The sequence below is a fragment of the Enterobacter sp. 22499 genome (assembly GCF_052044815.1).
GTDB classification, from domain to species: domain Bacteria; phylum Pseudomonadota; class Gammaproteobacteria; order Enterobacterales; family Enterobacteriaceae; genus Enterobacter; species Enterobacter bugandensis.
On the sequence record NZ_JBQENR010000007.1, the window covers coordinates 43,688 to 66,093 of the forward strand.

21 protein-coding genes are annotated in these 22,406 nt (G+C 56.8%); 12 read left to right on the forward strand and 9 right to left on the reverse strand.

The annotated features are described in order from the left end of the window. Positions 1 to 97: 97 nt before the first annotated feature. The 7 genes from yidZ to rpmH all read right to left on the reverse strand — a co-directional run bounded on the left by yidZ (position 98) and on the right by rpmH (position 6,145). Positions 98 to 1,069: an HTH-type transcriptional regulator YidZ gene (yidZ, locus tag ACTJI7_RS18175; RefSeq protein WP_440670524.1), complete on the reverse strand. Its 972-nt coding sequence runs from the start codon at positions 1,067 to 1,069 to the stop codon at positions 98 to 100. Next, positions 1,038 to 2,213, reverse strand: a complete 1,176-nt coding sequence (locus ACTJI7_RS18180; RefSeq protein WP_045260851.1) for an MFS transporter — start codon at positions 2,211 to 2,213, stop codon at positions 1,038 to 1,040. Before ACTJI7_RS18180 ends, yidZ begins: the two co-directional genes overlap by 32 nt. Positions 2,214 to 2,324: 111 nt before the next feature. Beyond that, the gene (gene mnmE, locus ACTJI7_RS18185) at positions 2,325 to 3,689 is read right to left on the reverse strand and encodes a tRNA uridine-5-carboxymethylaminomethyl(34) synthesis GTPase MnmE (RefSeq protein ID WP_028014930.1); all 1,365 of its coding nucleotides are present in this window, start codon (positions 3,687 to 3,689) and stop codon (positions 2,325 to 2,327) included. 72 nt (positions 3,690 to 3,761) lie between these two features. Beyond that, positions 3,762 to 5,405, reverse strand: a complete 1,644-nt coding sequence (yidC, locus tag ACTJI7_RS18190) for a membrane protein insertase YidC (RefSeq protein ID WP_028014931.1) — start codon at positions 5,403 to 5,405, stop codon at positions 3,762 to 3,764. Positions 5,406 to 5,407: 2 nt separating this feature from the next. Continuing rightward, the gene (gene yidD, locus ACTJI7_RS18195; RefSeq protein ID WP_001307474.1) at positions 5,408 to 5,665 is read right to left on the reverse strand and encodes a membrane protein insertion efficiency factor YidD; all 258 of its coding nucleotides are present in this window, start codon (positions 5,663 to 5,665) and stop codon (positions 5,408 to 5,410) included. Next, a complete protein-coding gene (gene rnpA, locus ACTJI7_RS18200) occupies positions 5,629 to 5,988 on the reverse strand; it encodes a ribonuclease P protein component (RefSeq protein ID WP_014072458.1) in 360 nt (119 codons plus the stop codon). The genes yidD and rnpA overlap by 37 nt, the downstream gene beginning before the upstream one ends. 16 nt (positions 5,989 to 6,004) lie before the next feature. Beyond that, the gene (rpmH, locus tag ACTJI7_RS18205) at positions 6,005 to 6,145 is read right to left on the reverse strand and encodes a 50S ribosomal protein L34 (RefSeq protein WP_000831330.1); all 141 of its coding nucleotides are present in this window, start codon (positions 6,143 to 6,145) and stop codon (positions 6,005 to 6,007) included. 599 nt (positions 6,146 to 6,744) lie between these two features. On the opposite strand from rpmH, the gene dnaA reads away from it, so the two are divergent. Genes dnaA through gyrB form a run of 4 tightly spaced genes read left to right on the forward strand, consistent with a single transcriptional unit; the run spans position 6,745 to position 12,757 of the window. Then, complete coding sequence (gene dnaA / locus ACTJI7_RS18210) at positions 6,745 to 8,139, forward strand: chromosomal replication initiator protein DnaA (RefSeq protein ID WP_032644944.1); 1,395 nt, start codon at positions 6,745 to 6,747, stop codon at positions 8,137 to 8,139. 4 nt (positions 8,140 to 8,143) lie between these two features. Then, positions 8,144 to 9,244: a DNA polymerase III subunit beta gene (gene dnaN / locus ACTJI7_RS18215; protein ID WP_008500170.1), complete on the forward strand. Its 1,101-nt coding sequence runs from the start codon at positions 8,144 to 8,146 to the stop codon at positions 9,242 to 9,244. After that, positions 9,244 to 10,317: a DNA replication/repair protein RecF gene (gene recF / locus ACTJI7_RS18220; RefSeq protein WP_041911734.1), complete on the forward strand. Its 1,074-nt coding sequence runs from the start codon at positions 9,244 to 9,246 to the stop codon at positions 10,315 to 10,317. The genes dnaN and recF overlap by 1 nt, the downstream gene beginning before the upstream one ends. 28 nt (positions 10,318 to 10,345) lie before the next feature. Then, positions 10,346 to 12,757 (forward strand): DNA topoisomerase (ATP-hydrolyzing) subunit B, encoded by a 2,412-nt coding sequence (gene gyrB, locus ACTJI7_RS18225; protein ID WP_028014934.1) that lies wholly within the window; start codon positions 10,346 to 10,348, stop codon positions 12,755 to 12,757. A gap of 34 nt (positions 12,758 to 12,791) precedes the next feature. Here gyrB and ACTJI7_RS18230 read toward each other — a convergent pair whose 3' ends face one another. Beyond that, a complete protein-coding gene (locus tag ACTJI7_RS18230) occupies positions 12,792 to 13,727 on the reverse strand; it encodes a LysR family transcriptional regulator (protein WP_192978548.1) in 936 nt (311 codons plus the stop codon). Between the two features lie 109 nt (positions 13,728 to 13,836). On the opposite strand from ACTJI7_RS18230, the gene ACTJI7_RS18235 reads away from it, so the two are divergent. From ACTJI7_RS18235 to ACTJI7_RS18270, 8 genes are all read left to right on the forward strand, one after another. Then, the gene (locus ACTJI7_RS18235) at positions 13,837 to 14,862 is read left to right on the forward strand and encodes a zinc-dependent alcohol dehydrogenase family protein (protein WP_192978546.1); all 1,026 of its coding nucleotides are present in this window, start codon (positions 13,837 to 13,839) and stop codon (positions 14,860 to 14,862) included. Between the two features lie 114 nt (positions 14,863 to 14,976). Then, positions 14,977 to 15,789: a sugar-phosphatase gene (gene yidA, locus ACTJI7_RS18240; protein WP_047363227.1), complete on the forward strand. Its 813-nt coding sequence runs from the start codon at positions 14,977 to 14,979 to the stop codon at positions 15,787 to 15,789. A 226-nt stretch (positions 15,790 to 16,015) separates the two neighbouring features. After that, positions 16,016 to 16,705, forward strand: a complete 690-nt coding sequence (gene dgoR, locus ACTJI7_RS18245) for a D-galactonate utilization transcriptional regulator DgoR (RefSeq protein ID WP_003861109.1) — start codon at positions 16,016 to 16,018, stop codon at positions 16,703 to 16,705. Next, positions 16,702 to 17,580: a 2-dehydro-3-deoxygalactonokinase gene (locus tag ACTJI7_RS18250; protein ID WP_047366731.1), complete on the forward strand. Its 879-nt coding sequence runs from the start codon at positions 16,702 to 16,704 to the stop codon at positions 17,578 to 17,580. The genes dgoR and ACTJI7_RS18250 overlap by 4 nt, the downstream gene beginning before the upstream one ends. Beyond that, positions 17,564 to 18,181, forward strand: a complete 618-nt coding sequence (locus tag ACTJI7_RS18255) for a 2-dehydro-3-deoxy-6-phosphogalactonate aldolase (RefSeq protein ID WP_041911729.1) — start codon at positions 17,564 to 17,566, stop codon at positions 18,179 to 18,181. The genes ACTJI7_RS18250 and ACTJI7_RS18255 overlap by 17 nt, the downstream gene beginning before the upstream one ends. Next, positions 18,178 to 19,326 (forward strand): galactonate dehydratase, encoded by a 1,149-nt coding sequence (gene dgoD / locus ACTJI7_RS18260; RefSeq protein WP_028014940.1) that lies wholly within the window; start codon positions 18,178 to 18,180, stop codon positions 19,324 to 19,326. The genes ACTJI7_RS18255 and dgoD overlap by 4 nt, the downstream gene beginning before the upstream one ends. 78 nt (positions 19,327 to 19,404) lie before the next feature. Further along, positions 19,405 to 20,742, forward strand: coding sequence for an MFS transporter (locus ACTJI7_RS18265; RefSeq protein WP_440670528.1), 1,338 nt, complete (start codon positions 19,405 to 19,407; stop codon positions 20,740 to 20,742). Between the two features lie 51 nt (positions 20,743 to 20,793). Further along, a complete protein-coding gene (locus tag ACTJI7_RS18270) occupies positions 20,794 to 22,023 on the forward strand; it encodes a DUF3748 domain-containing protein (RefSeq protein WP_302233198.1) in 1,230 nt (409 codons plus the stop codon). On the opposite strand, the gene ACTJI7_RS18275 is transcribed toward ACTJI7_RS18270, so the two are convergent. Continuing rightward, on the reverse strand, positions 22,020 to 22,352 hold the full coding sequence (locus ACTJI7_RS18275; RefSeq protein ID WP_014881914.1) for a YceK/YidQ family lipoprotein: 333 nt from the start codon (positions 22,350 to 22,352) through the stop codon (positions 22,020 to 22,022). The genes ACTJI7_RS18270 and ACTJI7_RS18275 overlap by 4 nt on opposite strands. Positions 22,353 to 22,406: the final 54 nt, after the last annotated feature.

Consider the following 22,406-nt stretch of genomic DNA (forward strand, 5'->3'; position numbering starts at 1 on the left):
ATCGGTTAAACGGTTACATGATTATCGCTTAACTTGGCTCCTGTTTTAATCAGTAAATCGGAGTAAGAGAAGCCTGAAGGCCGAACTTTACATTTTCTTAGGCAAAAATTGGATCGCTGCCACCGTACAACGCCTTGATGGTCTCCCGCAGCCAGAGGATTTTCGGATTATGGCTGTTCCGTTTATGCCAGATCAGCGTGAAGGGAACGGTCAGCTTTTCAGCCTGCGCTTCGTCAATGGGAATAGGAAGCGCCATCAGCTTCCGCTGGTGGAGTTCATTGTAGTGGCGACAGTAGTGGGGAGCCGTGGCGATATAGTTATGACCGGGCTGCGCCGCCATAAACATCGACTGCTCAAAGCCCGGCAAACACATGGCAATGTTTCTCTCCCGCCCCATCTCTTTTAGCACCTCATCCAGCGCCCAGGTGTCGCTCCGTTCCCAGAAGATACTGATATGGGGATAGCGCAGGAAGGTCTCCAGATTCCACTCCTCCTGCAGAGCGGGGTGGTCCTCACGCAAATAGACGTATGGACGGTCGCTAAACAGGATTTCGTAGTCGATAAACCACGGCATCAGCTTCAGCAGTTCACGCGAGCGCGGGTGGGTTTCGCGACCGGTGAAGCCAACGTCCACTTCCCCGCGCGTAATGGCGTCCAGCGAGTCGTAATCCCAGTGACGCATCTTCACCGTCGCCTGCGGATAACGCTGGTTCACCAGCTCAAGCAGGGCGTTAAAGCGGATGAGCATCAGCGGCGTTTCGGCGGCCAGCACAAACGTCAGCCCGCCAGGCGAATCATGGTGAGATTTATCGAGGATCTGGTTGCCAATCTGCATCCAGTCGGCCAAATCCTGCTCCAGGCTGACCGTCAGCGGCGTGGGCAGCAGCCCTAACGGCGTTTTGACAAACAGCGGGTCGTCAAACCAGTCGCGCAGCCTGGCCAGCGATTTACTCACCGCCGACGGCGTCACGTTCATCCGCTTTGCGGCTTTGGTGACGCTGCGCTCCTGCAGCAAAAGCTGCAGGCAAAGCAACAGGTTAAGATCGAGACTGCTGATGGGCTTCTTCATACTGTGCCGCGGGCTGGATGACCATAAGTAAGGTGATGCAGACTATGCTACAGCCAATCAGAATCCCGATCAGCATATTGAGCGCGTTAAGTCCGATGACCGCCGCCAGCCATATCCACAGAGACGAGCCGCAGACCTGCGCGATCCCCAACACCGAGCTTGCCACGCCTGCCCGCAGCGAGAACGGGCCAAGCGCCTGACTCATCGCCACGCCAAAGCCAACCGAGAACCCGGCACAGATGAGCGTAATGCCCACCAGCATCAGCGCATGCGAGCTGGTGGTTGCCAGAACCACACCTGCGGCGAGAAACAGTACTTGAGAGGTCAGCATCAGCGTGCGCTGGCGGAAGATATTCAGCGCGAAGGGGGTAGAAAATGAGACGGCCATACTGACCATAGCGGTTAATGCCATTACCGTGGAATACTCACCGCGATCGAAACCCATAGTCTCCATCAGCAAAACCGGGGAAACGTTTACATACGTCAGGATCACCGCCACGCTTAACGTGGTTACGGCCAGACGGCTGAGGAAAAAGCGATTGAGAAGTTTCTCTGCCGGATGAATGGTCGCGGTATGGCTGGGATTCTGCGAGCCCGGGTGGGTCTCTTTCAGTACGGCGATCGACAGCACAAAGACCAGGGCGCCCATTGCAGCCATGGTCCAGAACAGGCTCTGCCACGGGAATTTCAGCATGATCAGATAGCCTACAACCGGTGCCAGCACCGGAATGATGCAGGTTATCCCGTTCAGCATGGAGAGCACCTTAGCACGGCGCTGGGCGCTTAAGGTGTCGCGCAAAATAGCAAACGCCACCACGTAACAGCCGCCGGCACCAATGCCCTGGATGAACCGTCCTGCCAGGAACAAGGTGCTGTTCTGTGCCTGTGAGCAGAGAAGAGAGGCCAGGGCAAAGATGATGGCTCCGGTTATTGCGACGGGTTGACGGCCAGCCTTATCCGCGATCTTCCCGGCAAAGACCATCGACGACGCCATTCCTGCGAGGTAGGCCGAAAACGCGATATGCAGCTGCGCTTCGCTGGCACCCAGATCGCGGGCGATGTGCGGTAATCCCACCAGATACATATCAATACCCGACGGATAAAGCAGAACTAATGCGAAACTACAAAACAGAAAACGCGCCATAAACCCCCCATAAATGCAGGCATGCAGAATAGGGGGTGAAAAGGGTTAAAGCGAGTTGCCATTTGGACAATGGTGATTTCCTGAGAGGAAATCACCATCAATTAGCGGAAACTATTTACCAATACAGAAGCTCGAGAAAATCCTGCCCAACAGATCGTCCGACGTAAACTCCCCGGTGATCTCGCTCAGATTCTGCTGCGCCAGACGCAACTCTTCCGCCAGCAGTTCACCCGCCCACGCACCAATCAGCTGCGCTTTGCCCTGGTCAAGATGGCGTGCCGCCTCTTCCAGCGCCTGCAGGTGACGGCGACGCGCCAGGAAGCCGCCTTCCATGCTGGTATCAAAGCCCATGCTCTGCTTGAGATGGTTACGCAGGGCTTCCACGCCTTCCCCTGTACGTGCCGAAAGGCGAATAAGTGAGTGACCATTCACATCGCTGATGCCCAGCGTTTCGCCGGTCACGTCCGCCTTGTTGCGCACTACGGTGATCGGCAGTTTGGCCGGCAGACGGGCGATAAAGTCCGGCCAGATCTCCGCCGGGTCAACGGCGTCGGTCGTTGTGCCGTCCACCATAAACAGCACGCGGTCGGCCTGCTCAATCTCCTGCCAGGCGCGCTCGATACCGATACGCTCGACTTCATCGCTCGCATCGCGCAGGCCCGCGGTGTCGATAATGTGCAGCGGCATCCCGTCGATATGGATGTGCTCGCGCAGCACGTCGCGGGTGGTCCCGGCTATGTCGGTGACGATCGCCGCTTCACGGCCCGCCAGGGCGTTCAGCAGGCTCGATTTCCCGGCGTTAGGGCGACCAGCAATGACGACCTTCATCCCTTCACGCAGCAGGCTGCCCTGACGCGCTTCGGCGCGGACGGCATCCAGATCGCTCATCACCTGGTTCAGCTGGGCTTCGATTTTGCCGTCAGAGAGGAAGTCGATTTCCTCGTCCGGGAAGTCGATAGCCGCTTCGACATAGATTCGCAGGTGAGTAAGTGCTTCCACAAGGTGATTCACACGTGCGGAAAACGCGCCCTGCAGCGAGTTCAGGGCGGAGCGGGCCGCCTGTTCAGAGCTGGCGTCGATCAGGTCTGCAATCGCCTCGGCCTGCGCCAGGTCGAGCTTGTCGTTCAGGAAGGCACGCTCGGAGAATTCGCCCGGCTTCGCAATGCGCAGGCCCGGCAGGGTCAGGATACGTTTTAACAGCAGGTCGAGGATAACCGGGCCGCCGTGGCCCTGAAGTTCCAGCACGTCTTCGCCGGTAAAGGAGTTCGGGCCGGGGAACCACAGCGCAATGCCCTGGTCCAGCGGCGTGCCGTCGGCATCTTTAAACGGCAGGTAATCAGCGTAGCGCGGCTTTGGCAATTTACCCAGCACCGCTTCAGCCACCTCGCGCGCCTTCAGGCCGGAGATGCGCAGAATGCCTACACCACCGCGTCCCGGTGGGGTTGCCTGGGCGACGATAGTGTCGTTATGGCTCATGGTTGCTCTCGTTCAATACAAATAAAAAAGGCGGTCAATCGACCGCCCTTATTTTAGCGTTATCTTACCGAATCAGGACTTTTTCTTTTCGCGGCTATGCAGGCCACGTTTTTCCAGACCACGGTAAATCAGCTGCTGCTGGATGATGGTCACCAGGTTGCTGACGATATAGTACAGCACCAGACCTGACGGGAACCACAGGAAGAACACGGTGAAGATAACCGGCATAAAGGTCATGATCTTCTGCTGCATCGGGTCGGTCACGGTGGTTGGCGACATCTTCTGGATGAAGAACATCGTCACGCCCATCAGGATCGGCAGGATGTAGTACGGGTCCTGTGCGGACAGGTCATGGATCCACAGGGCGAACGGCGCGTGGCGCAGCTCAACGGAACCCATCAGCATGTAGTACAGCGCAAGGAAGATTGGCATCTGAATCAGCAGCGGGAAGCAACCACCCAGTGGGTTCACTTTCTCTGCCTTATACAGGGCCATCATTTCCTGGCTCTGACGCTGTTTATCATCGCCCAGACGCTCACGCATCGCCTGAATCTTCGGCTGCAGCATGCGCATCTTCGCCATGGAGGTGTACTGCGCTTTGGTCAGCGGGTACATGATGCCACGCACGATGAAGGTGATAACGATGATGGAGAAGCCCCAGTTACCCAGGAAGCTGTGGATGAACTTCAGCAGCTTAAACAGCGGCTGAGAGATGAACCACAACCAGCCGTAATCCACGGTCAGATCCAGGTGCGGCGCGACGGCAGCCATTTTGTCCTGAATTTCCGGGCCGACCCACAGGGTGCTTGCCAGCTTACCGGTTTGACCCGGCTGAACCAGAACAGGCTGTGATTTGTAGCCGATGGCTGCAATACCGTTGCCCAGGTTCGCGGTGTAGAAGTTATTCGTACCGTCGTTATTCGGGATCCACGCGGTCGCGAAATACTGCTGCAGCATTGCGACCCAACCGCCTTTGGAGCTGACGTTCAGGTTTTCGTTATCGGCAATGGTGTCGAATTTGTATTTCTCGTACTTCGCATCAGGCGTGGAGTACGCCGCGCCACGGAAGGTATGCAGCGCAAAGTTGCTGCTTCCGGTGTCACGGTGTGACGGCAGATTGATGGACTGCTTCAGCTGACCGAAGGTAGACAGTTCCAGCGGTTTCGCACCGGCGTTCTGTACGCTGTAGCCCACGTTCACCGCATACTCACCGCGTTTCAGGGTGAAGGTTTTGGTGAAGGTGTTGCCTGCCGCGTCGGTGTAGGTCATCGGGATAACGAGTTCGTTCTGGCCATCGGCCAGTACAAAGGTGTCGTTCTCGACGTTATACAGTGGACGCGCACCGTTAGCCGGATTGTCCGGGCCATCACGACCGGTCAGGCCGCTCTGCGCCTGATACAGAAACTCCGGTGTGGTTTCCAGTAACTGGAACGGTTCGTTAGACTTCAGCTCTTTCGGGTAGGTCAACAGCAGCGCCTGCTCAACATCACCACCACGGGTGTTGATAGTCAGCTCAAGCACATCGGTCTTAACCGTAATCTGTTTCCCCTGGCCACTGGCCGGTACGCCCTGGTCGGCGGCGCTACCCGCTGCGGTGGTCGTGGTCTGCGTGGTCTGCTGCTGGGGTTGAGGATTTTTATCCTGCTCCCATGCCTGCCAGATCATGAAAGACACGAACAACAAAGCGATGATAAGAAGATTGCGTTGCGAATCCATCGTTAGTGTTCTCTGGTATCAAAAGGTCCTGGGGGGACGGGGTCGTCTCCACCGGGGTGTAAAGGGTGGCATTTTAATACGCGTTTCACCGTCAACCAACTGCCTTTTATCACTCCAAACCTGCGCAATGCCTCAATTCCGTAGCTTGAGCATGTTGGTGTGAAACGGCAGTGCGGCCCGAGTAGCGGACTAATCAGGCGTTGATAGACCCGAATGAGGGCTATCAGGACCCGTGAGCCAGGCGACAGTGGCGGCGCCATAATTTTTCCAACGCTTCCGAGAGAGCACGGTTATCGAGGTCGGCAACCCCCTTTTTAGCCACCACCACGAAATCCATAGAAGGCAGTTCGTGCTGACGTAAACGGAAGCTTTCACGCGTCAGACGTTTAATCCGGTTGCGTTCATGCGCACGCTTAACGTTTTTCTTAGCGACTGTGAGACCGATGCGGGGATGCCCCAGCGAATTTTGGCGGCCGAGGATGGTGATTTGCGGCGTGCCAGCCCGTTGTGGCTGCTGGAAGACGAAAGTGAAATGAGTGGGAGTTAACAAACGTAACTCCCTGGGAAATGCTAGCTTAACCACTCAGGGGTTAGCTTTATTACTTGGAAACGGTCAGACGAGCGCGGCCTTTAGCACGACGACGTGCCAGAACCTGACGACCATTTTTAGTAGCCATACGAGCACGGAAGCCGTGAGAACGGTTGCGCTTCAGTACAGACGGTTGAAAAGTGCGTTTCATGGCGATTTCTACCTAAACTTGAAAAAATTCATGACTTTTGCGGATGCCCGACCGAGTTTCGAATGACGGACGCCGAAGCCGTGGGTGATTAAAGAGGCCGGATTGTAATAATTGTACACTCCGGAGTCAATTCTCTTTCCTTATTTCCCGCGTATTTCCGCACGATTTCGCGTGGAAAATGAGCAACGGACGACGCAGGAAGATGAGCATCACGCGCCGGGTCGAGGATTATACGGCCTCGCCAACAAAGCGCAAGGATCGTCCCGGATCTTCGTTAGATCATTTAAGCAATAAATTGTCGCTGCTCATTAAATTTTCCAATATGCGGGCTAAATCGCGGGGCACTCGCGCCAGGATCGTTTACACTTACCCGGTTTCGGATCTTCCTGTGGATAAATCGGGAAGAATCTGTGAGAAACAGAAGATCTCTGGCTCAGTTTACGCTATGATCCGCGGTCCCGATCGGGATCCTAGGATCCTGGTCAGGATAAATTGCAGATAGCAATTCGCACGTCCCCCTTTACGCAGGGTCATGTCGATGTGCGCCAACAATCATGAATATTCAATAGTTTTCTTTTATTGTTCGAGTGGAGTCCGCCGTGTCACTTTCGCTTTGGCAGCAGTGTCTTGCCCGATTGCAGGATGAGTTACCAGCCACAGAATTCAGTATGTGGATCCGCCCGTTGCAGGCGGAGCTGAGCGATAACACGCTGGCTTTGTATGCGCCAAACCGTTTTGTGCTCGATTGGGTAAGAGACAAGTACCTTAATAACATCAATGGCCTGCTGAACGATTTTTGCGGGTCAGATGTCCCACAGCTGCGTTTTGAAGTGGGCACAAAGCCGGTCACCCAAACCGTACGTGAAACCGTGAATGTGGCTGCGCCCGCTCAGGCTGTTCCGGCTCCGGCGCCTCGCGTTGCACCTGCTCGTCAGGGCTGGGATAACGTCCCTGCCCCCGCAGAGCCAACCTACCGCTCTAACGTTAACGTGAAACACACGTTCGATAACTTCGTTGAAGGTAAGTCCAACCAGCTGGCGCGCGCGGCAGCCCGTCAGGTTGCCGATAACCCCGGCGGTGCTTACAACCCGCTGTTCCTGTATGGCGGCACGGGTCTCGGTAAAACCCACCTGCTGCATGCGGTAGGTAACGGCATTATGGCGCGCAAGCCCAACGCGAAAGTGGTGTATATGCACTCCGAGCGCTTCGTTCAGGACATGGTAAAAGCCCTGCAAAACAATGCGATCGAAGAGTTTAAACGCTACTACCGTTCCGTTGACGCGCTGCTGATCGATGACATCCAGTTCTTTGCCAATAAAGAACGATCGCAGGAAGAATTTTTCCACACCTTCAACGCCCTGCTGGAAGGTAATCAGCAGATCATTTTGACCTCGGATCGTTATCCTAAAGAGATCAACGGCGTTGAAGATCGTCTGAAATCCCGCTTCGGCTGGGGCCTCACCGTGGCGATCGAGCCACCGGAGCTGGAAACCCGCGTCGCGATCCTGATGAAGAAAGCCGATGAGAACGACATCCGCCTGCCGGGTGAAGTGGCGTTCTTCATCGCCAAGCGCCTGCGCTCCAACGTGCGTGAGCTGGAAGGGGCGCTGAACCGCGTTATCGCCAATGCCAACTTCACCGGTCGTGCGATCACCATCGATTTTGTGCGTGAAGCACTGCGCGATTTGTTGGCATTGCAGGAAAAACTGGTCACCATCGACAATATTCAAAAGACGGTGGCTGAGTACTACAAGATCAAAGTGGCAGATTTACTGTCTAAACGTCGTTCCCGCTCGGTGGCGCGTCCGCGTCAGATGGCGATGGCGCTGGCAAAGGAGTTAACCAACCACAGTCTGCCGGAAATCGGCGATGCGTTTGGTGGCCGTGACCATACGACCGTGCTGCACGCGTGTCGCAAGATTGAGCAGTTACGCGAAGAAAGCCACGACATAAAAGAAGATTTTTCCAATCTAATCAGAACATTATCATCGTGACGCTATGAAATTTACCGTTGAACGTGAACATTTATTAAAACCGCTGCAACAGGTGAGTGGCCCATTAGGCGGCCGCCCAACGCTGCCTATTCTCGGAAACCTGCTGCTTCAGGTCGCGGACGGTACGCTGTCGCTGACCGGTACAGATCTGGAAATGGAAATGATCGCGCGCGTTACGTTGACGCAGCCGCACGACGCGGGCGCGACCACGGTTCCGGCACGTAAATTCTTTGATATCTGCCGCGGGTTGCCGGAAGGCGCTGAAATCGCCGTGCAGCTGGAGGGCGACCGCATGCTGGTGCGCTCTGGCCGCAGCCGTTTCTCGCTCTCCACGTTGCCCGCTGCGGACTTCCCGAACCTGGACGACTGGCAGAGTGAAGTTGAATTCACTCTTCCGCAGGCGACGATGAAGCGTCTGATTGAAGCCACGCAGTTCTCCATGGCGCATCAGGACGTTCGTTACTACTTAAACGGCATGCTGTTCGAAACCGAAGGTGAAGAGTTGCGTACCGTCGCCACAGACGGCCACCGTCTGGCGGTCTGTTCCATGCCGATTGGCGACTCGCTGCCGAACCATTCGGTGATCGTGCCGCGTAAAGGCGTGATTGAACTGATGCGTATGCTCGACGGCGGTGACACGCCGCTGCGGGTGCAGATTGGCAGCAATAACATCCGTGCCCACGTGGGCGATTTTGTCTTCACTTCGAAGCTGGTTGATGGCCGTTTCCCGGATTATCGCCGCGTATTGCCGAAGAACCCGGACAAAACGCTGGAAGCGGGCTGCGATAGCCTCAAGCAGGCGTTTGCCCGCGCGGCCATTCTCTCGAACGAGAAATTCCGCGGCGTGCGCCTGTACGTGAGTGAAAACCAGATCAAAATCACCGCCAACAACCCGGAGCAGGAAGAGGCAGAAGAGATTCTGGACGTCACCTACGCCGGGGCTGAGATGGAAATCGGCTTCAACGTCAGCTACGTGCTAGATGTGCTCAATGCACTGAAATGCGAGAATGTGCGCATTCTGCTGACCGACTCCGTTTCGAGCGTACAGATTGAAGATGCGGCCAGCCAAAGCGCGGCTTATGTTGTCATGCCAATGAGACTGTAATGTCGCTCACCCGTCTGTTGATCCGCGACTTTCGCAATATCGAAAGCGCGGATCTCGCTTTATCCCCCGGCTTTAACTTCCTGGTTGGCGCGAACGGCAGCGGCAAAACCAGCGTGCTGGAAGCCATCTATACGCTCGGCCATGGCCGGGCGTTTCGCAGTTTGCAGATTGGTCGCGTCATTCGCCACGAGCAAGAATCCTTTGTTCTGCACGGGCGTTTGCAGGGCGCAGAGCGGGAAACCGCCATCGGCCTGACCAAAGACAAGCTGGGCGACAGCAAGGTGCGCATCGACGGCACCGATGGCCACAAGGTGGCGGAGCTGGCGCTGCTGATGCCAATGCAGCTGATTACGCCCGAGGGGTTTACTTTACTCAACGGCGGCCCCAAATACAGAAGAGCGTTCCTCGACTGGGGATGCTTTCACAATGAAGCCGGTTTCTTTAACGCCTGGAGCAACCTGAAGCGTTTGCTTAAACAGCGTAACGCCGCGTTGCGCCAGGTCACGCGCTACGCCCAGCTGCGTCCGTGGGACATGGAACTCATCCCTCTTGCGGAACAGATCAGCCGCTGGCGTGCCGAATACAGCGCGGGTATCGCCGAAGATATGGCCGACACCTGCAAACAGTTTTTACCCGAGTTCTCTCTCACCTTCTCCTTCCAGCGTGGCTGGGAGAAAGAGACGGATTATGCCGAGGTGTTAGAGAGAAGCTTCGAGCGCGACCGGATGTTGACCTACACCGCGCACGGCCCGCACAAGGCGGATTTCCGTATTCGTGCCGACGGTGCGCCGGTGGAAGACACGCTGTCGCGCGGGCAGCTCAAGCTCCTGATGTGCGCGCTACGCCTGGCGCAGGGGGAGTTCCTCACCCGCGAGAGCGGACGACGCTGCCTGTACCTGATAGATGATTTTGCCTCGGAACTTGACGACGCGCGGCGCGGGCTGCTTGCCAGCCGCTTAAAAGCCACGCAGTCACAGGTTTTCGTCAGCGCCATTAGCGCTGAACACGTTATGGACATGTCGGACGAAAATTCGAAGATGTTTACCGTGGAAAAGGGTAAAATAACGGATTAACCCAAGTTGAAATGAGCGAGAAACGTTGATGTCGAATTCTTATGACTCCTCCAGTATCAAAGTCCTGAAAGGGCTGGATGCGGTGCGTAAGCGCCCGGGTATGTATATCGGCGACACGGATGACGGCACCGGTCTGCACCACATGGTATTCGAGGTGGTAGATAACGCTATCGACGAAGCGCTCGCGGGTCACTGTAAAGACATCGTGGTCACCATCCATGCGGACAACTCCGTCTCCGTTACCGATGACGGTCGTGGCATCCCAACCGGTATTCACCCGGAAGAGGGCGTCTCTGCTGCGGAAGTGATCATGACCGTACTGCACGCAGGCGGTAAGTTCGACGATAACTCCTATAAGGTTTCCGGCGGCCTGCACGGCGTAGGCGTTTCCGTAGTAAACGCCCTGTCGCAAAAGCTGGAGCTGGTTATTCAGCGCGAAGGCAAAATTCACCGTCAGATCTATCAGCACGGCGTGCCTGAAGCCCCGCTGGCCGTTACCGGTGATACCGATAAAACCGGTACCATGGTGCGTTTCTGGCCGAGCCTTGAAACCTTCACCAACGTCACTGAATTCGAGTACGACATCCTGGCGAAGCGCCTGCGTGAACTGTCGTTCCTGAACTCCGGCGTCTCTATTCGCCTGCGCGACAAACGCGACAATAAAGAAGACCACTTCCACTACGAAGGCGGTATCAAGGCGTTTGTTGAGTATCTGAACAAGAACAAAACGCCAATTCACCCAAATATCTTCTATTTCTCCACCGAAAAAGACGGTATTGGCGTGGAAGTGGCGCTGCAGTGGAACGACGGTTTCCAGGAAAACATCTACTGCTTCACCAACAACATTCCACAGCGCGACGGCGGTACTCACCTTGCGGGCTTCCGCGCGGCGATGACCCGTACCCTGAACGCCTACATGGACAAAGAAGGCTACAGCAAAAAAGCGAAAGTCAGCGCCACCGGTGACGATGCCCGTGAAGGCCTGATTGCCGTGGTTTCCGTGAAGGTGCCGGATCCGAAGTTCTCCTCACAGACCAAAGACAAGCTGGTTTCTTCTGAGGTGAAATCTGCGGTTGAGCAGCAGATGAACGAACTGCTGAGCGAATACCTGCTGGAAAACCCGAACGATGCGAAAATCGTGGTGGGCAAAATTATCGATGCGGCACGTGCCCGTGAAGCGGCGCGTAAAGCTCGTGAAATGACCCGTCGTAAAGGCGCGCTGGACCTGGCAGGCCTGCCGGGCAAGCTGGCTGACTGTCAGGAACGTGACCCGGCGCTGTCCGAACTGTACCTCGTGGAAGGGGACTCCGCGGGCGGTTCTGCGAAGCAGGGCCGTAACCGTAAGAACCAGGCGATCCTGCCGCTGAAGGGTAAAATCCTCAACGTTGAGAAAGCGCGCTTCGACAAGATGCTCTCTTCTCAGGAAGTGGCGACGCTCATCACCGCGCTCGGCTGCGGCATTGGCCGCGACGAGTACAACCCGGACAAGCTGCGCTATCACAGCATCATCATCATGACCGATGCGGACGTCGACGGCTCGCACATCCGTACGCTGCTGTTGACCTTCTTCTATCGTCAGATGCCTGAAATCGTTGAGCGCGGCCACGTCTACATTGCCCAGCCGCCGCTGTACAAGGTGAAGAAAGGCAAGCAGGAACAGTACATCAAAGATGACGACGCGATGGATCAATACCAAATCGCGATCGCCCTTGATGGCGCGACCCTGCACGCGAACTCCAGCGCGCCGGCACTGGCAGGCGAGCCGCTGGAGCGTCTGGTCTCCGAGTTCAACGCCACGCAGAAAATGATTGGCCGTATGGAACGCCGCTATCCAAAAGCGCTGCTGAAGGAGCTGGTCTATCAGCCAACCCTGACCGAAGCCGATCTGAGCAACGAGCAGGCCGTGACCCGCTGGGTGAATACCCTGGTGAGCGAGCTGAACGAGAAAGAGCAGCACGGCAGCCAGTGGAAGTTCGACGTTCAGCAGAATGCGGCACAGCAGTTTGAGCCGATTGTTCGCGTGCGTACTCACGGCGTCGACACCGACTACCCGCTGGAGCACGAATTCGTGACCGGCCCGGAATACCGCCGCATCTGCACCCTCGGCGAGAAGCTGCGCGGCCTGATCGAAGACGATGCCTTCATCGAACGTGGCGAGCGTCGTCAGCCGGTAGCAAGCTTCGAGCAGGCGCTGGACTGGCTGGTGAAAGAATCCCGTCGCGGTCTGTCTATCCAGCGTTATAAAGGTCTGGGCGAAATGAACCCGGATCAGCTGTGGGAGACCACCATGGATCCGGAAAGCCGCCGCATGCTGCGCGTCACCGTTAAAGACGCGATTGCAGCGGATCAGCTGTTCACCACCCTGATGGGCGATGCGGTAGAACCACGTCGTGCGTTCATTGAAGAGAACGCACTGAAAGCGGCGAATATCGATATTTAACAGTCGCTATCCCGCATGAAAACTGGCCGCGCTTTTAGCGCGGCTTTTTTATGGGCGCAGGAATGTCCAGCGACATCGCCGCCGGTAAACGGCTCGCCAGCGCATCTATGGCCATTCTTACCCTCAGGGGCAGGTACGGCGTCTGTTGCCAGACGGCGTGGACGTCAAAATGGACATCCGGCGCCTGCTTAAAGAGCGGGACAAGCTTTCCCTGATGAATTTCTTTGATGGCCATCCAGCAGGGGAGCCAGGCAATGCCGTGCCCGGTCACCGCCGCGTCGCAGATGGCCTGCAAATCATCCATATTGAGTGATGACCGCGGCATAAACGTGCGCGGCGTTCCGTCGCTGTCCATAAGCTGCCAGGATAGCACGCGGCCTGCGCGCAGATAGTTAATGGCCGCGTGCAGGGATAAATCATCCACAGCGTCTGGATGACCTCTTTTTTGCAGATAGTCGGGCGAGGCGCACAGGACCATGCGGTGTTCTCCCAGCTTTCTGGCCACCAGCACGCTGCTGTCCTGCAGCGTGCCGTTACGTACCGCCATATCGAAGCCTTCCTCGACCAGATCCACCACGCGGTCGCTGAACGACATTTCAAGCTCAAGCCCAGGGTGTTCCTGCGCCAGTTCAATCAGCAGCGGCGCGACGCACTGGCGTCCAAACAGCACCGGCATGGCAACACGAAGCCGACCGTTGATCTGATGTTTCCCCGTTTCCAGCAGGGATTCCGCGCTCCTGATCTCCTCCAGCGCGCGCAGGCAGCGCTCGTAGAACAGAGCACCGTTATCGGTGAGCCGCTGGCTGCGGGTGGTGCGCTGAAACAGCCGCACTCCCAGACGTTCCTCAAGTCGAGCAATGCTTTTACCCACCGCAGAGCGCGACAGGTGCAGGCGAACTGCGGCCTGCGCAAAGCTTCCTGCCTCCACGGCAGCGACAAAAACAGGAATATCTTTCAGCGTATCGGTCACGGTTTGTATCCATTCAGGCATCAATGAAGAGAAAACTTATCGCCACTGGTGACGAGGAGTCAACGGTAGACTGTCATTACTGAAGCTTATCTGATGGCAGGAGGAAAAAATGACAGAGACAATGCAGCGCTGGTCAATGAACGCCCTCGGGCGCGAGAATCTCAAACTCATTCATGAATCGGTTCCACAGCCAGGCCCCGGTGAGGTTCGCGTACGGGTAAATGCCGTTGCGCTCAACTATCGCGATAAAATGGTCATCGAAGGCACGATGCCGATTCCGCTTTCCTTCCCGTTCACCCCGGCGTCTGACATGGCGGGCGTGGTGGACAGCGTAGGTGAAGGTGTCACGCGTTTCAAACCCGGCGCTCGCGTCATTTCAACCTTCTTCCCGGAGTGGATCGACGGCAAGCCGCAGGCAGACGCGCGTGATTTGCCCTACAAAACGTCCGGCGGCTATTTCCAGGGAATGCTGGCCGAATATGTGGTTGTAAATGAAAACGCGCTGGTAGCCTCTCCGGAAACTCTGAATGACGCAGAGGCCAGCACGTTACCCTGCGCAGGGCTTACCGCCTGGTTCGCGCTGGTGGAGCGGGGTCAGCTCCGCGCCGGGCAATCGGTGCTGGTACAGGGGACGGGCGGCGTGGCGATTTTCGCCCTGCAAATTGCAAAATCGCACGGCGCAGAGGTTATTGTCACGTCCGGGAGCGATGAAAAGCTGGCGCTCGCCAAAAAACTGGGTGCCAGCCAGGGCGTTAACCGCCTGAAAAGTGACTGGGCTGAAGAAGCATTGGCGCTGACTCAGGATCGCGGCATCGACCATATTATCGAAACCGTAGGAGGGGAAAACCTGAAGCATTCCCTGCATGCCGTTGCCGTTCACGGGCGTATCTCCGTCATTGGCGTGCTGGCCGGGACTGACATTTCGCTGCCTGCTGGCGAGCTGCTGCTGAAATCCCCCGTCATCCAGGGGATTGGCGTGGGGCACCGCCGGGCGCTGGAGGATTTGGTCCGCGCTGTTGACGTCACGGGACTGAAGCCGGTGATTGAGCATCGCTACCGTTTTAACGAGCTTGAACAGGCCCTTGAACATCTGGATCGCGGCGCATTCGGTAAAATCGTTCTCACCCGCGAGTAAGTCGTCGTTCCTCGGGTAAGCGTAAAAGGGGTGTTTCTGTTGCGCAATGTAGCTCTATTTTTGTGTGCTTAATCGCGTTAGCATGAGGTAGCACTCATTTATCCCGGGGAACTCATGGCTATCAAACTCATTGCAATCGATATGGACGGCACGCTGCTGCTGCCAGACCACACTATCTCTCCTGCCGTTAAAAACGCGATCGCCGCCGCACGTGCGAAGGGCGTGAATGTGGTTCTGACCACGGGGCGTCCGTATGCGGGCGTACACAGCTACCTGAAAGAGCTGCACATGAATCAGCCGGGCGATTACTGCATCACCTATAACGGCGCGCTGGTGCAGAAAGCCGCAGACGGCAGCACGGTTGCGCAAACTGCGCTGAGCTATGATGACTACCTGTTCCTCGAAAAACTGTCCCGTGAAGTGGGCTCCCACTTCCACGCGCTCGATCGCAATACGCTCTACACCGCCAACCGCGATATCAGCTACTACACGGTGCATGAATCCTACGTTGCGACCATTCCGCTGGTGTTCTGTGAAGCCGAGAAAATGGACCCGGCGACGCAGTTCCTGAAGGTGATGATGATCGACGAGCCGGAGATCCTGGATAAAGCCATCGCGCGCATTCCGGCGGAGGTAAAAGAGAAGTACACCGTGCTGAAAAGTGCGCCGTACTTCCTCGAAATCCTCGATAAACGCGTCAATAAGGGCACCGGCGTGAAATCACTTGCTGATGCGTTAGGGATTAAGCAGGAAGAAATCATGGCGCTCGGCGACCAGGAGAACGACATCGCGATGATTGAATTCGCGGGCGTTGGCGTGGCAATGGATAACGCCATTCCGTCGGTGAAAGAGGTGGCTGATTTCGTCACAAAATCTAACCTCGAAGACGGCGTTGCCTACGCGATCGAGAAGTTTGTGCTGCAGTAACGCTTATTTTCAATCATCAGCCCCGGTTATTAACCGGGGCTTTTTTTTGCCCTGTATTTATCGAATTGTTCTTTTTGTGATCTTGATTGTAGTACAACATAAACTGATTGTACTACATTGTCACCACGGAAAAGACGAATGGCCTCACGTTTGTACTGCAAAAGTGAGGCGAAATTCAGCGGTCGCGGTAAAGTAGTGATGGACATACAGAGCACAAGGACTCTCCATGACTCTCAATAAAACCGATCGCATCGTTATTACGCTGGGCACCCAGATTGTGGGCGGTAAATACGTTCCCGGTTCGCCGCTCCCCGCAGAGGCTGAACTGTGCGAGGAGTTTGAAACCTCGCGCAACATCATCCGGGAAGTGTTCCGCTCGCTGATGGCGAAGCGGCTGATTGAAATGAAGCGCTATCGCGGCGCGTTTGTTGCTCCGCGCAACCAGTGGAACTACCTCGATACCGACGTGCTGCAGTGGGTGCTGGAAAACGACTACGACCCGCGGCTTATCGGCGCGATGAGTGAAGTTCGAAACCTGGTGGAGCCGGCAATTGCGCGCTGGGCGGCGGAACGCGCGACCTCCGGTGATTTGGCCCAGATTGAATCGGCTTTAAACGACATGATCGCCAATAACCAGAACCGGGAGGCGTTCAACGAGGCGGACATTCGCTACCACGAAGCGGTGCTGCAGTCGGTGCATAACCCGGTATTACAGCAGCTTAGCGTGGCGATCAGCTCGCTACAGCGAGCGGTATTTGAACGTACCTGGATGGGTGATGAGGCCAATATGCCAAAAACGCTCCAGGAACATAAAGCGCTGTTCGATGCGATACGGCATCAGGACGGCGATGCGGCAGAGCAGGCGGCGCTTACCATGATTGCCAGCTCGACACGAAGGCTGAAGGAAATCACATGACATCTCGCTACATCGCAATTGACTGGGGATCGACCAATCTGCGCGCCTGGCTTTATCAGGGCGAGCAGTGCCTGGAGAGCAGGCAATCAGAAGCAGGCGTGACGCGCCTGAACGGTAAATCTCCCGAGGCGGTGTTAGCAGAGGTCACACAAAACTGGCGCGACAGCGCCACGCCGGTGGTAATGGCGGGAATGGTGGGCAGTAACGTAGGCTGGAAAATTGCACCTTACCTGCCGGTTCCCGCCCATTTCTCCGCTATTGGCGAGCAGTTAACGTCCGTTGGCGACAATATCTGGATTATTCCCGGTTTGAGCGTCTCTCGCGACGATAACCACAACGTGATGCGCGGCGAAGAGACGCAGCTGCTTGGCGCGCGCGCTCTCTCTCCTTCTTCTGTCTACGTCATGCCCGGCACGCACTGTAAGTGGGTCCAGGCTGACGCTGAGCAAATCCACGATTTTCGCACTGTAATGACCGGCGAGCTGCACCATTTGCTGCTCAACCATTCGCTGGTCGGGGCCGGTTTACCTGAGCAGGAATCCTCGTCAGAGGCGTTTGCCGCCGGGCTTGAACGTGGGATCGCCTCCCCTGATGTTTTGCCGCAGCTTTTTGAGGTTCGCGCCTCGCACGTGCTGGGACTTCTCCCGCGCGAGCAGGTCAGCGAGTTTCTCTCCGGCCTGCTGATTGGCGCAGAGGTCGCCAGCATGCGTGAGTTCATCGCGCACGAGCAGGCCATTACGATTGTCGCAGGCGCATCGCTAACGTCGCGCTACGAACAGGCATTTCGCGCCGTTGGGCGTGATGTTTCGACGGTATCCGGCGACACGGCATTTCAGGCAGGAATAAGGAGCATCGCTCATGCAGTGGCAAACTGATCTTCCCCTTATCGCGATTTTGCGCGGCATCACGCCCGATGAGGCGTTAGACCACGTCGGCGCGGTTATCGACGCCGGATTCGACGCGGTAGAAATCCCGCTCAACTCGCCCGACTGGGAAAAAAGCATTCCGGCCGTGGTGGAGGTTTTCGGCGATAAGGCGCTGATTGGCGCAGGCACCGTGTTACAGCCTGAGCAGGTCGATCGGCTGGCAAAGATGGGCTGCAGGCTTATCGTCACGCCCAATATTCAGCCTGAGGTGATCCGCCGCGCGGTGGGTTACGGCATGACAGTCTGCCCGGGCTGCGCCACCGCCACGGAAGCCTTTACTGCCCTTGATGCGGGCGCGCAGTCGCTCAAAATTTTCCCGTCATCGGCTTTTGGACCGGACTACATCAAGGCGTTGAAAGCGGTATTGCCCGCCAGCGTACCGGTCTTTGCCGTGGGCGGCGTAACGCCAGAAAACCTGGGCCAGTGGATGAGCGCTGGCTGTGTGGGCGCAGGGTTGGGTAGCGATCTTTATCGTGCCGGACAGTCCGTGGAACGTACCGCACAGCAGGCGGCAGCATTTGTGAAAGCGTATCGAGAGGCAGTGAAATGAAAATAACCAAACTCACCACGTACCGTTTACCCCCGCGCTGGATGTTCCTGAAAATCGAAACCGATGAAGGGGTTGTAGGCTGGGGCGAACCGGTGATTGAAGGGCGCGCGCGCACCGTTGAAGCGGCAGTACACGAGCTGGGCGAATACCTGATTGGTCAGGATCCGGCGCGCATTAACGACCTGTGGCAGGTGATGTACCGCGCGGGCTTCTACCGAGGTGGTCCGATCCTGATGAGCGCCATCGCCGGTATAGACCAGGCGCTGTGGGATATCAAAGGTAAAGTGCTTAACGCGCCGGTATGGCAGCTTATGGGCGGCCTGGTGCGCGACAAAATCAAAGCCTACAGCTGGGTAGGCGGCGACCGTCCTGCGGAAGTGATCGACGGTATCACGCAGTTGCGCAATATCGGCTTTGACACCTTCAAGCTCAACGGCTGCGAAGAGATGGGCGTTATCGACAATTCGCGTGCGGTAGACCGGGCGGTCAATACCGTGGCGCAAATTCGTGAAGCCTTCGGCAACGAGATTGAGTTTGGCCTGGATTTCCACGGCCGCGTCAGCGCGCCGATGGCCAAAGTGCTGATTAAAGAGCTGGAGCCGTATCGCCCGCTGTTTATCGAAGAGCCGGTGCTGGCCGAGCAGGCGGAGTACTATCCGAAGCTGGCTGAACAGACCCACATTCCTATCGCGGCGGGTGAACGTATGTTCTCGCGCTTCGAGTTTAAACGCGTACTTGAAGCGGGCGGCATAGCGATCCTACAGCCGGACCTTTCTCATGCGGGCGGCATCACCGAATGCTACAAAATTGCCGGGATGGCAGAAGCTTACGATGTGGCGCTGGCGCCGCACTGCCCGCTCGGCCCAATCGCGCTGGCGGCCTGCCTGCACGTTGACTTCGTCTCCCGCAATGCGGTGTTCCAGGAACAGAGCATGGGGATTCACTATAACAAGGGCGCGGAACTGCTCGATTTTGTGAAAAATAAAGAAGACTTCTGCATGGAAGGCGGTTTCTTTAAACCGCTTACGAAGCCGGGCCTTGGCGTGGAAATTGACGAAGCTAAAGTCATTGAGCTGAGTAAGAATGCGCCGGACTGGCGAAACCCGCTGTGGCGTCATGAGGACGGCAGCGTAGCGGAATGGTAATCGCCATCCTGTAGACCCGGTAAGCCTCCGGGCAAAAATCATACATACAAAAATATAACCCTCTGTAAATTACAGGGCATGGTGAGCGGCTTCGCTATGCCCAAAATCTGGAGACAGATTGCGATGGATATTCCAGTTACCGCTACAAAAATCGGGCGTCGCCGCTACCTGACGCTGATGATGATCTTTATTACCGTGGTCATTTGCTATGTCGACCGCGCCAACCTTGCCGTGGCATCGGCCCATATTCAGGAAGAGTTTGGCATCACCAAAGCGGAAATGGGCTACGTCTTCTCGGCGTTTGCCTGGTTGTATACCTTATGCCAGATCCCCGGCGGCTGGTTTCTTGACCGCGTGGGTTCACGTCTGACCTACTTTATCGCCATATTAGGCTGGTCCGTGGCGACCCTATTCCAGGGCTTCGCCACCGGGCTGATATCGCTGATTGGCCTGCGTGCCATCACCGGGGTTTTCGAAGCGCCCGCGTTTCCGACCAACAACCGTATGGTGACCAGCTGGTTCCCGGAACATGAGCGCGCGTCCGCCGTTGGTTTTTACACCTCTGGCCAGTTTGTCGGCCTGGCGTTCCTGACGCCGCTGCTGATCTGGATCCAGGAGCTGCTGAGCTGGCACTGGGTGTTCATCGTCACCGGCGGGATTGGCATTATCTGGTCGCTAATCTGGTTCAAGGTCTACCAGCCGCCGCGTCTGACCAAAAGTATCACCAGGGCCGAGCTGGACTACATCCGCGACGGTGGCGGTCTGGTGGATGGTGATGCGCCGGTGAAAAAAGAGGTGCGCCAGCCGCTGACCAAAGCGGACTGGAAGCTGGTCTTCCACCGTAAGCTGGTGGGCGTTTATCTGGGTCAGTTCGCGGTTACTTCTACGCTGTGGTTCTTCCTCACCTGGTTCCCGAACTACCTGACCCAGGAAAAGGGGATCGCGGCGCTAAAGGCGGGCTTTATGACCACCGTGCCGTTCCTCGCCGCATTTTTCGGCGTGCTGCTCTCCGGCTGGCTGGCCGATAAGCTGGTGAAAAAAGGCTTCTCGCTGGGCGTGGCGCGTAAAACACCGATTATCTGCGGGCTGCTGATCTCTACCTGCATCATGGGGGCGAACTACACCAACGATCCGGTGTGGATTATGGCCCTGATGGCGGTGGCGTTCTTTGGTAACGGTTTCGCCTCTATCACCTGGTCGCTGGTGTCGTCCCTCGCGCCGATGCGGCTGATTGGCCTGACCGGCGGTGTGTTCAACTTTGTCGGCGGACTGGGCGGGATCACCGTACCGCTGGTCATCGGTTACCTGGCGCAGGACTACGGCTTCGGCCCGGCGCTGGTCTACATCTCTGCCGTGGCGCTGATCGGGGCACTCTCCTACATCCTGCTGGTGGGCGATGTGAAACGAGTAGGCTAATCCCTGCGGATGTTTTACCCTGATGCATTCACCGTGCATCAGGGTATCCTCATGAAACAAATTACCTTCGCCTCCCGCAACCACCAGCTGACCAACATCAATACCTGGACGCCGGACAGCCAGTGGCTGGTCTACGACGTGCGCCCGTCAGGCGCGTCATTTACCGGCGAAACCATTGAGCAGGTCAACGTCGTTACGGGTGAGGTGGAGGTGGTTTATCGCGCTACTGACGGCGCGCATGTTGGCGTGGTGACCGTTCATCCGGCACAGGACAAATACGTCTTTATCCACGGTCCGAAAAACCCGGATGCTGACTGGCACTACGATTTTCATCATCGTCAGGGTGTGATTGTGCATCACGGTCAGGTGAGCAACCTGGACGCGATGGATATCACCGCGCCTTATACCGCAGGCGCGCTGCGCGGCGGCAGCCACGTGCACGTCTTTAGCCCGAACGGGCAGTTCGTCAGCTTTACCTATAACGACCATGTTTTACATGAGCGCGATCCGAAGCTCGATTTACGCAACGTCGGCGTGGCGGCACCGTTTGGCCCGGTGAACCCGCAGGGGAATCATCCACGTGAATATTCAGGCACGTTCTGGAGCGTGCTGGTCAGCCGCACAACACCCAACCCGCAGCCGGGCAGCGATGAAATCAACCGCGCCTACGAAGAGGGCTGGGTGGGCAACAACAGGCTGGCGTTTATCGGCGATACCCTCTCCGCGCAGGGCGAAAAAGTGCCTGAACTGTTTATTGTTAACCTGCCAGAAGACGAGCAGGGCTGGAAACGAGCGGGCGATGCGCCGCTGCAGGGCACCCCAGACACCCTGCCAGCGCCGCCTGCCGGGGTAAAGCAGCGTCGTCTGACCTTTACCCACCAGAGGGCCTACCCGGGTCTGGTGAACGTGCCGCGTCACTGGGTGCGCAGTAACCCCCAGGGGACGCAAATCGCGTTTCTGATGCGGGATGATAACGGCATTGTGCAGCTGTGGCTGATCTCTCCTGAGGGCGGCGAGCCGCGCCAGTTGACGCGCACCGGGAGCGGTATTCAGTCTGCGTTTAACTGGCACCCTTCCGGGAACATGCTGGGATTTGTGCTTGAAAACCGAATCGCCTGCTGTGACGCGAAGACTGGAGAAGTGACGTTTTTGACGTCCGATCACGGCAATCCGCCGTCTGCTGATGCGGTCGTGTTTTCCCCGGACGGGCGCTTTATTGCGTGGATGCAAGAGACGGGCGGTTTCCGTCAGCTTTGGGTAACGGAAACCGCGAAGGACTAGCGCGGCGGCATCTCGGCGGGCGGGATAACGGCGTTTGTCGCCAGATTTTCCTGCTCGCTTTTCTCTACCCGTGAGCGCACGGAATCGTCCTTACGGAATACATCCCACGGCAGCAAAAGCGTATCCGCCACTGCTGTAAAGGGCATATCCAGGATAACCAGGGATTTGGTGCCCCAGTTCGTATCGTCATCGGAGATCATCGCCGCGCTGGCGCGCGTCCCCGGATATGTTCCTTCTTTACCGCCGGTGTGAGACATCACGCTCGAACACCCGCAAAGTAAAACCACCCCGCTGAACGTCGTCAGCTTTATCAGAACATTTTTCATCATCACTCAGTCATCGTTAATGGCACTGCATAGACCTGCAACTCAGGGTTATAGCGA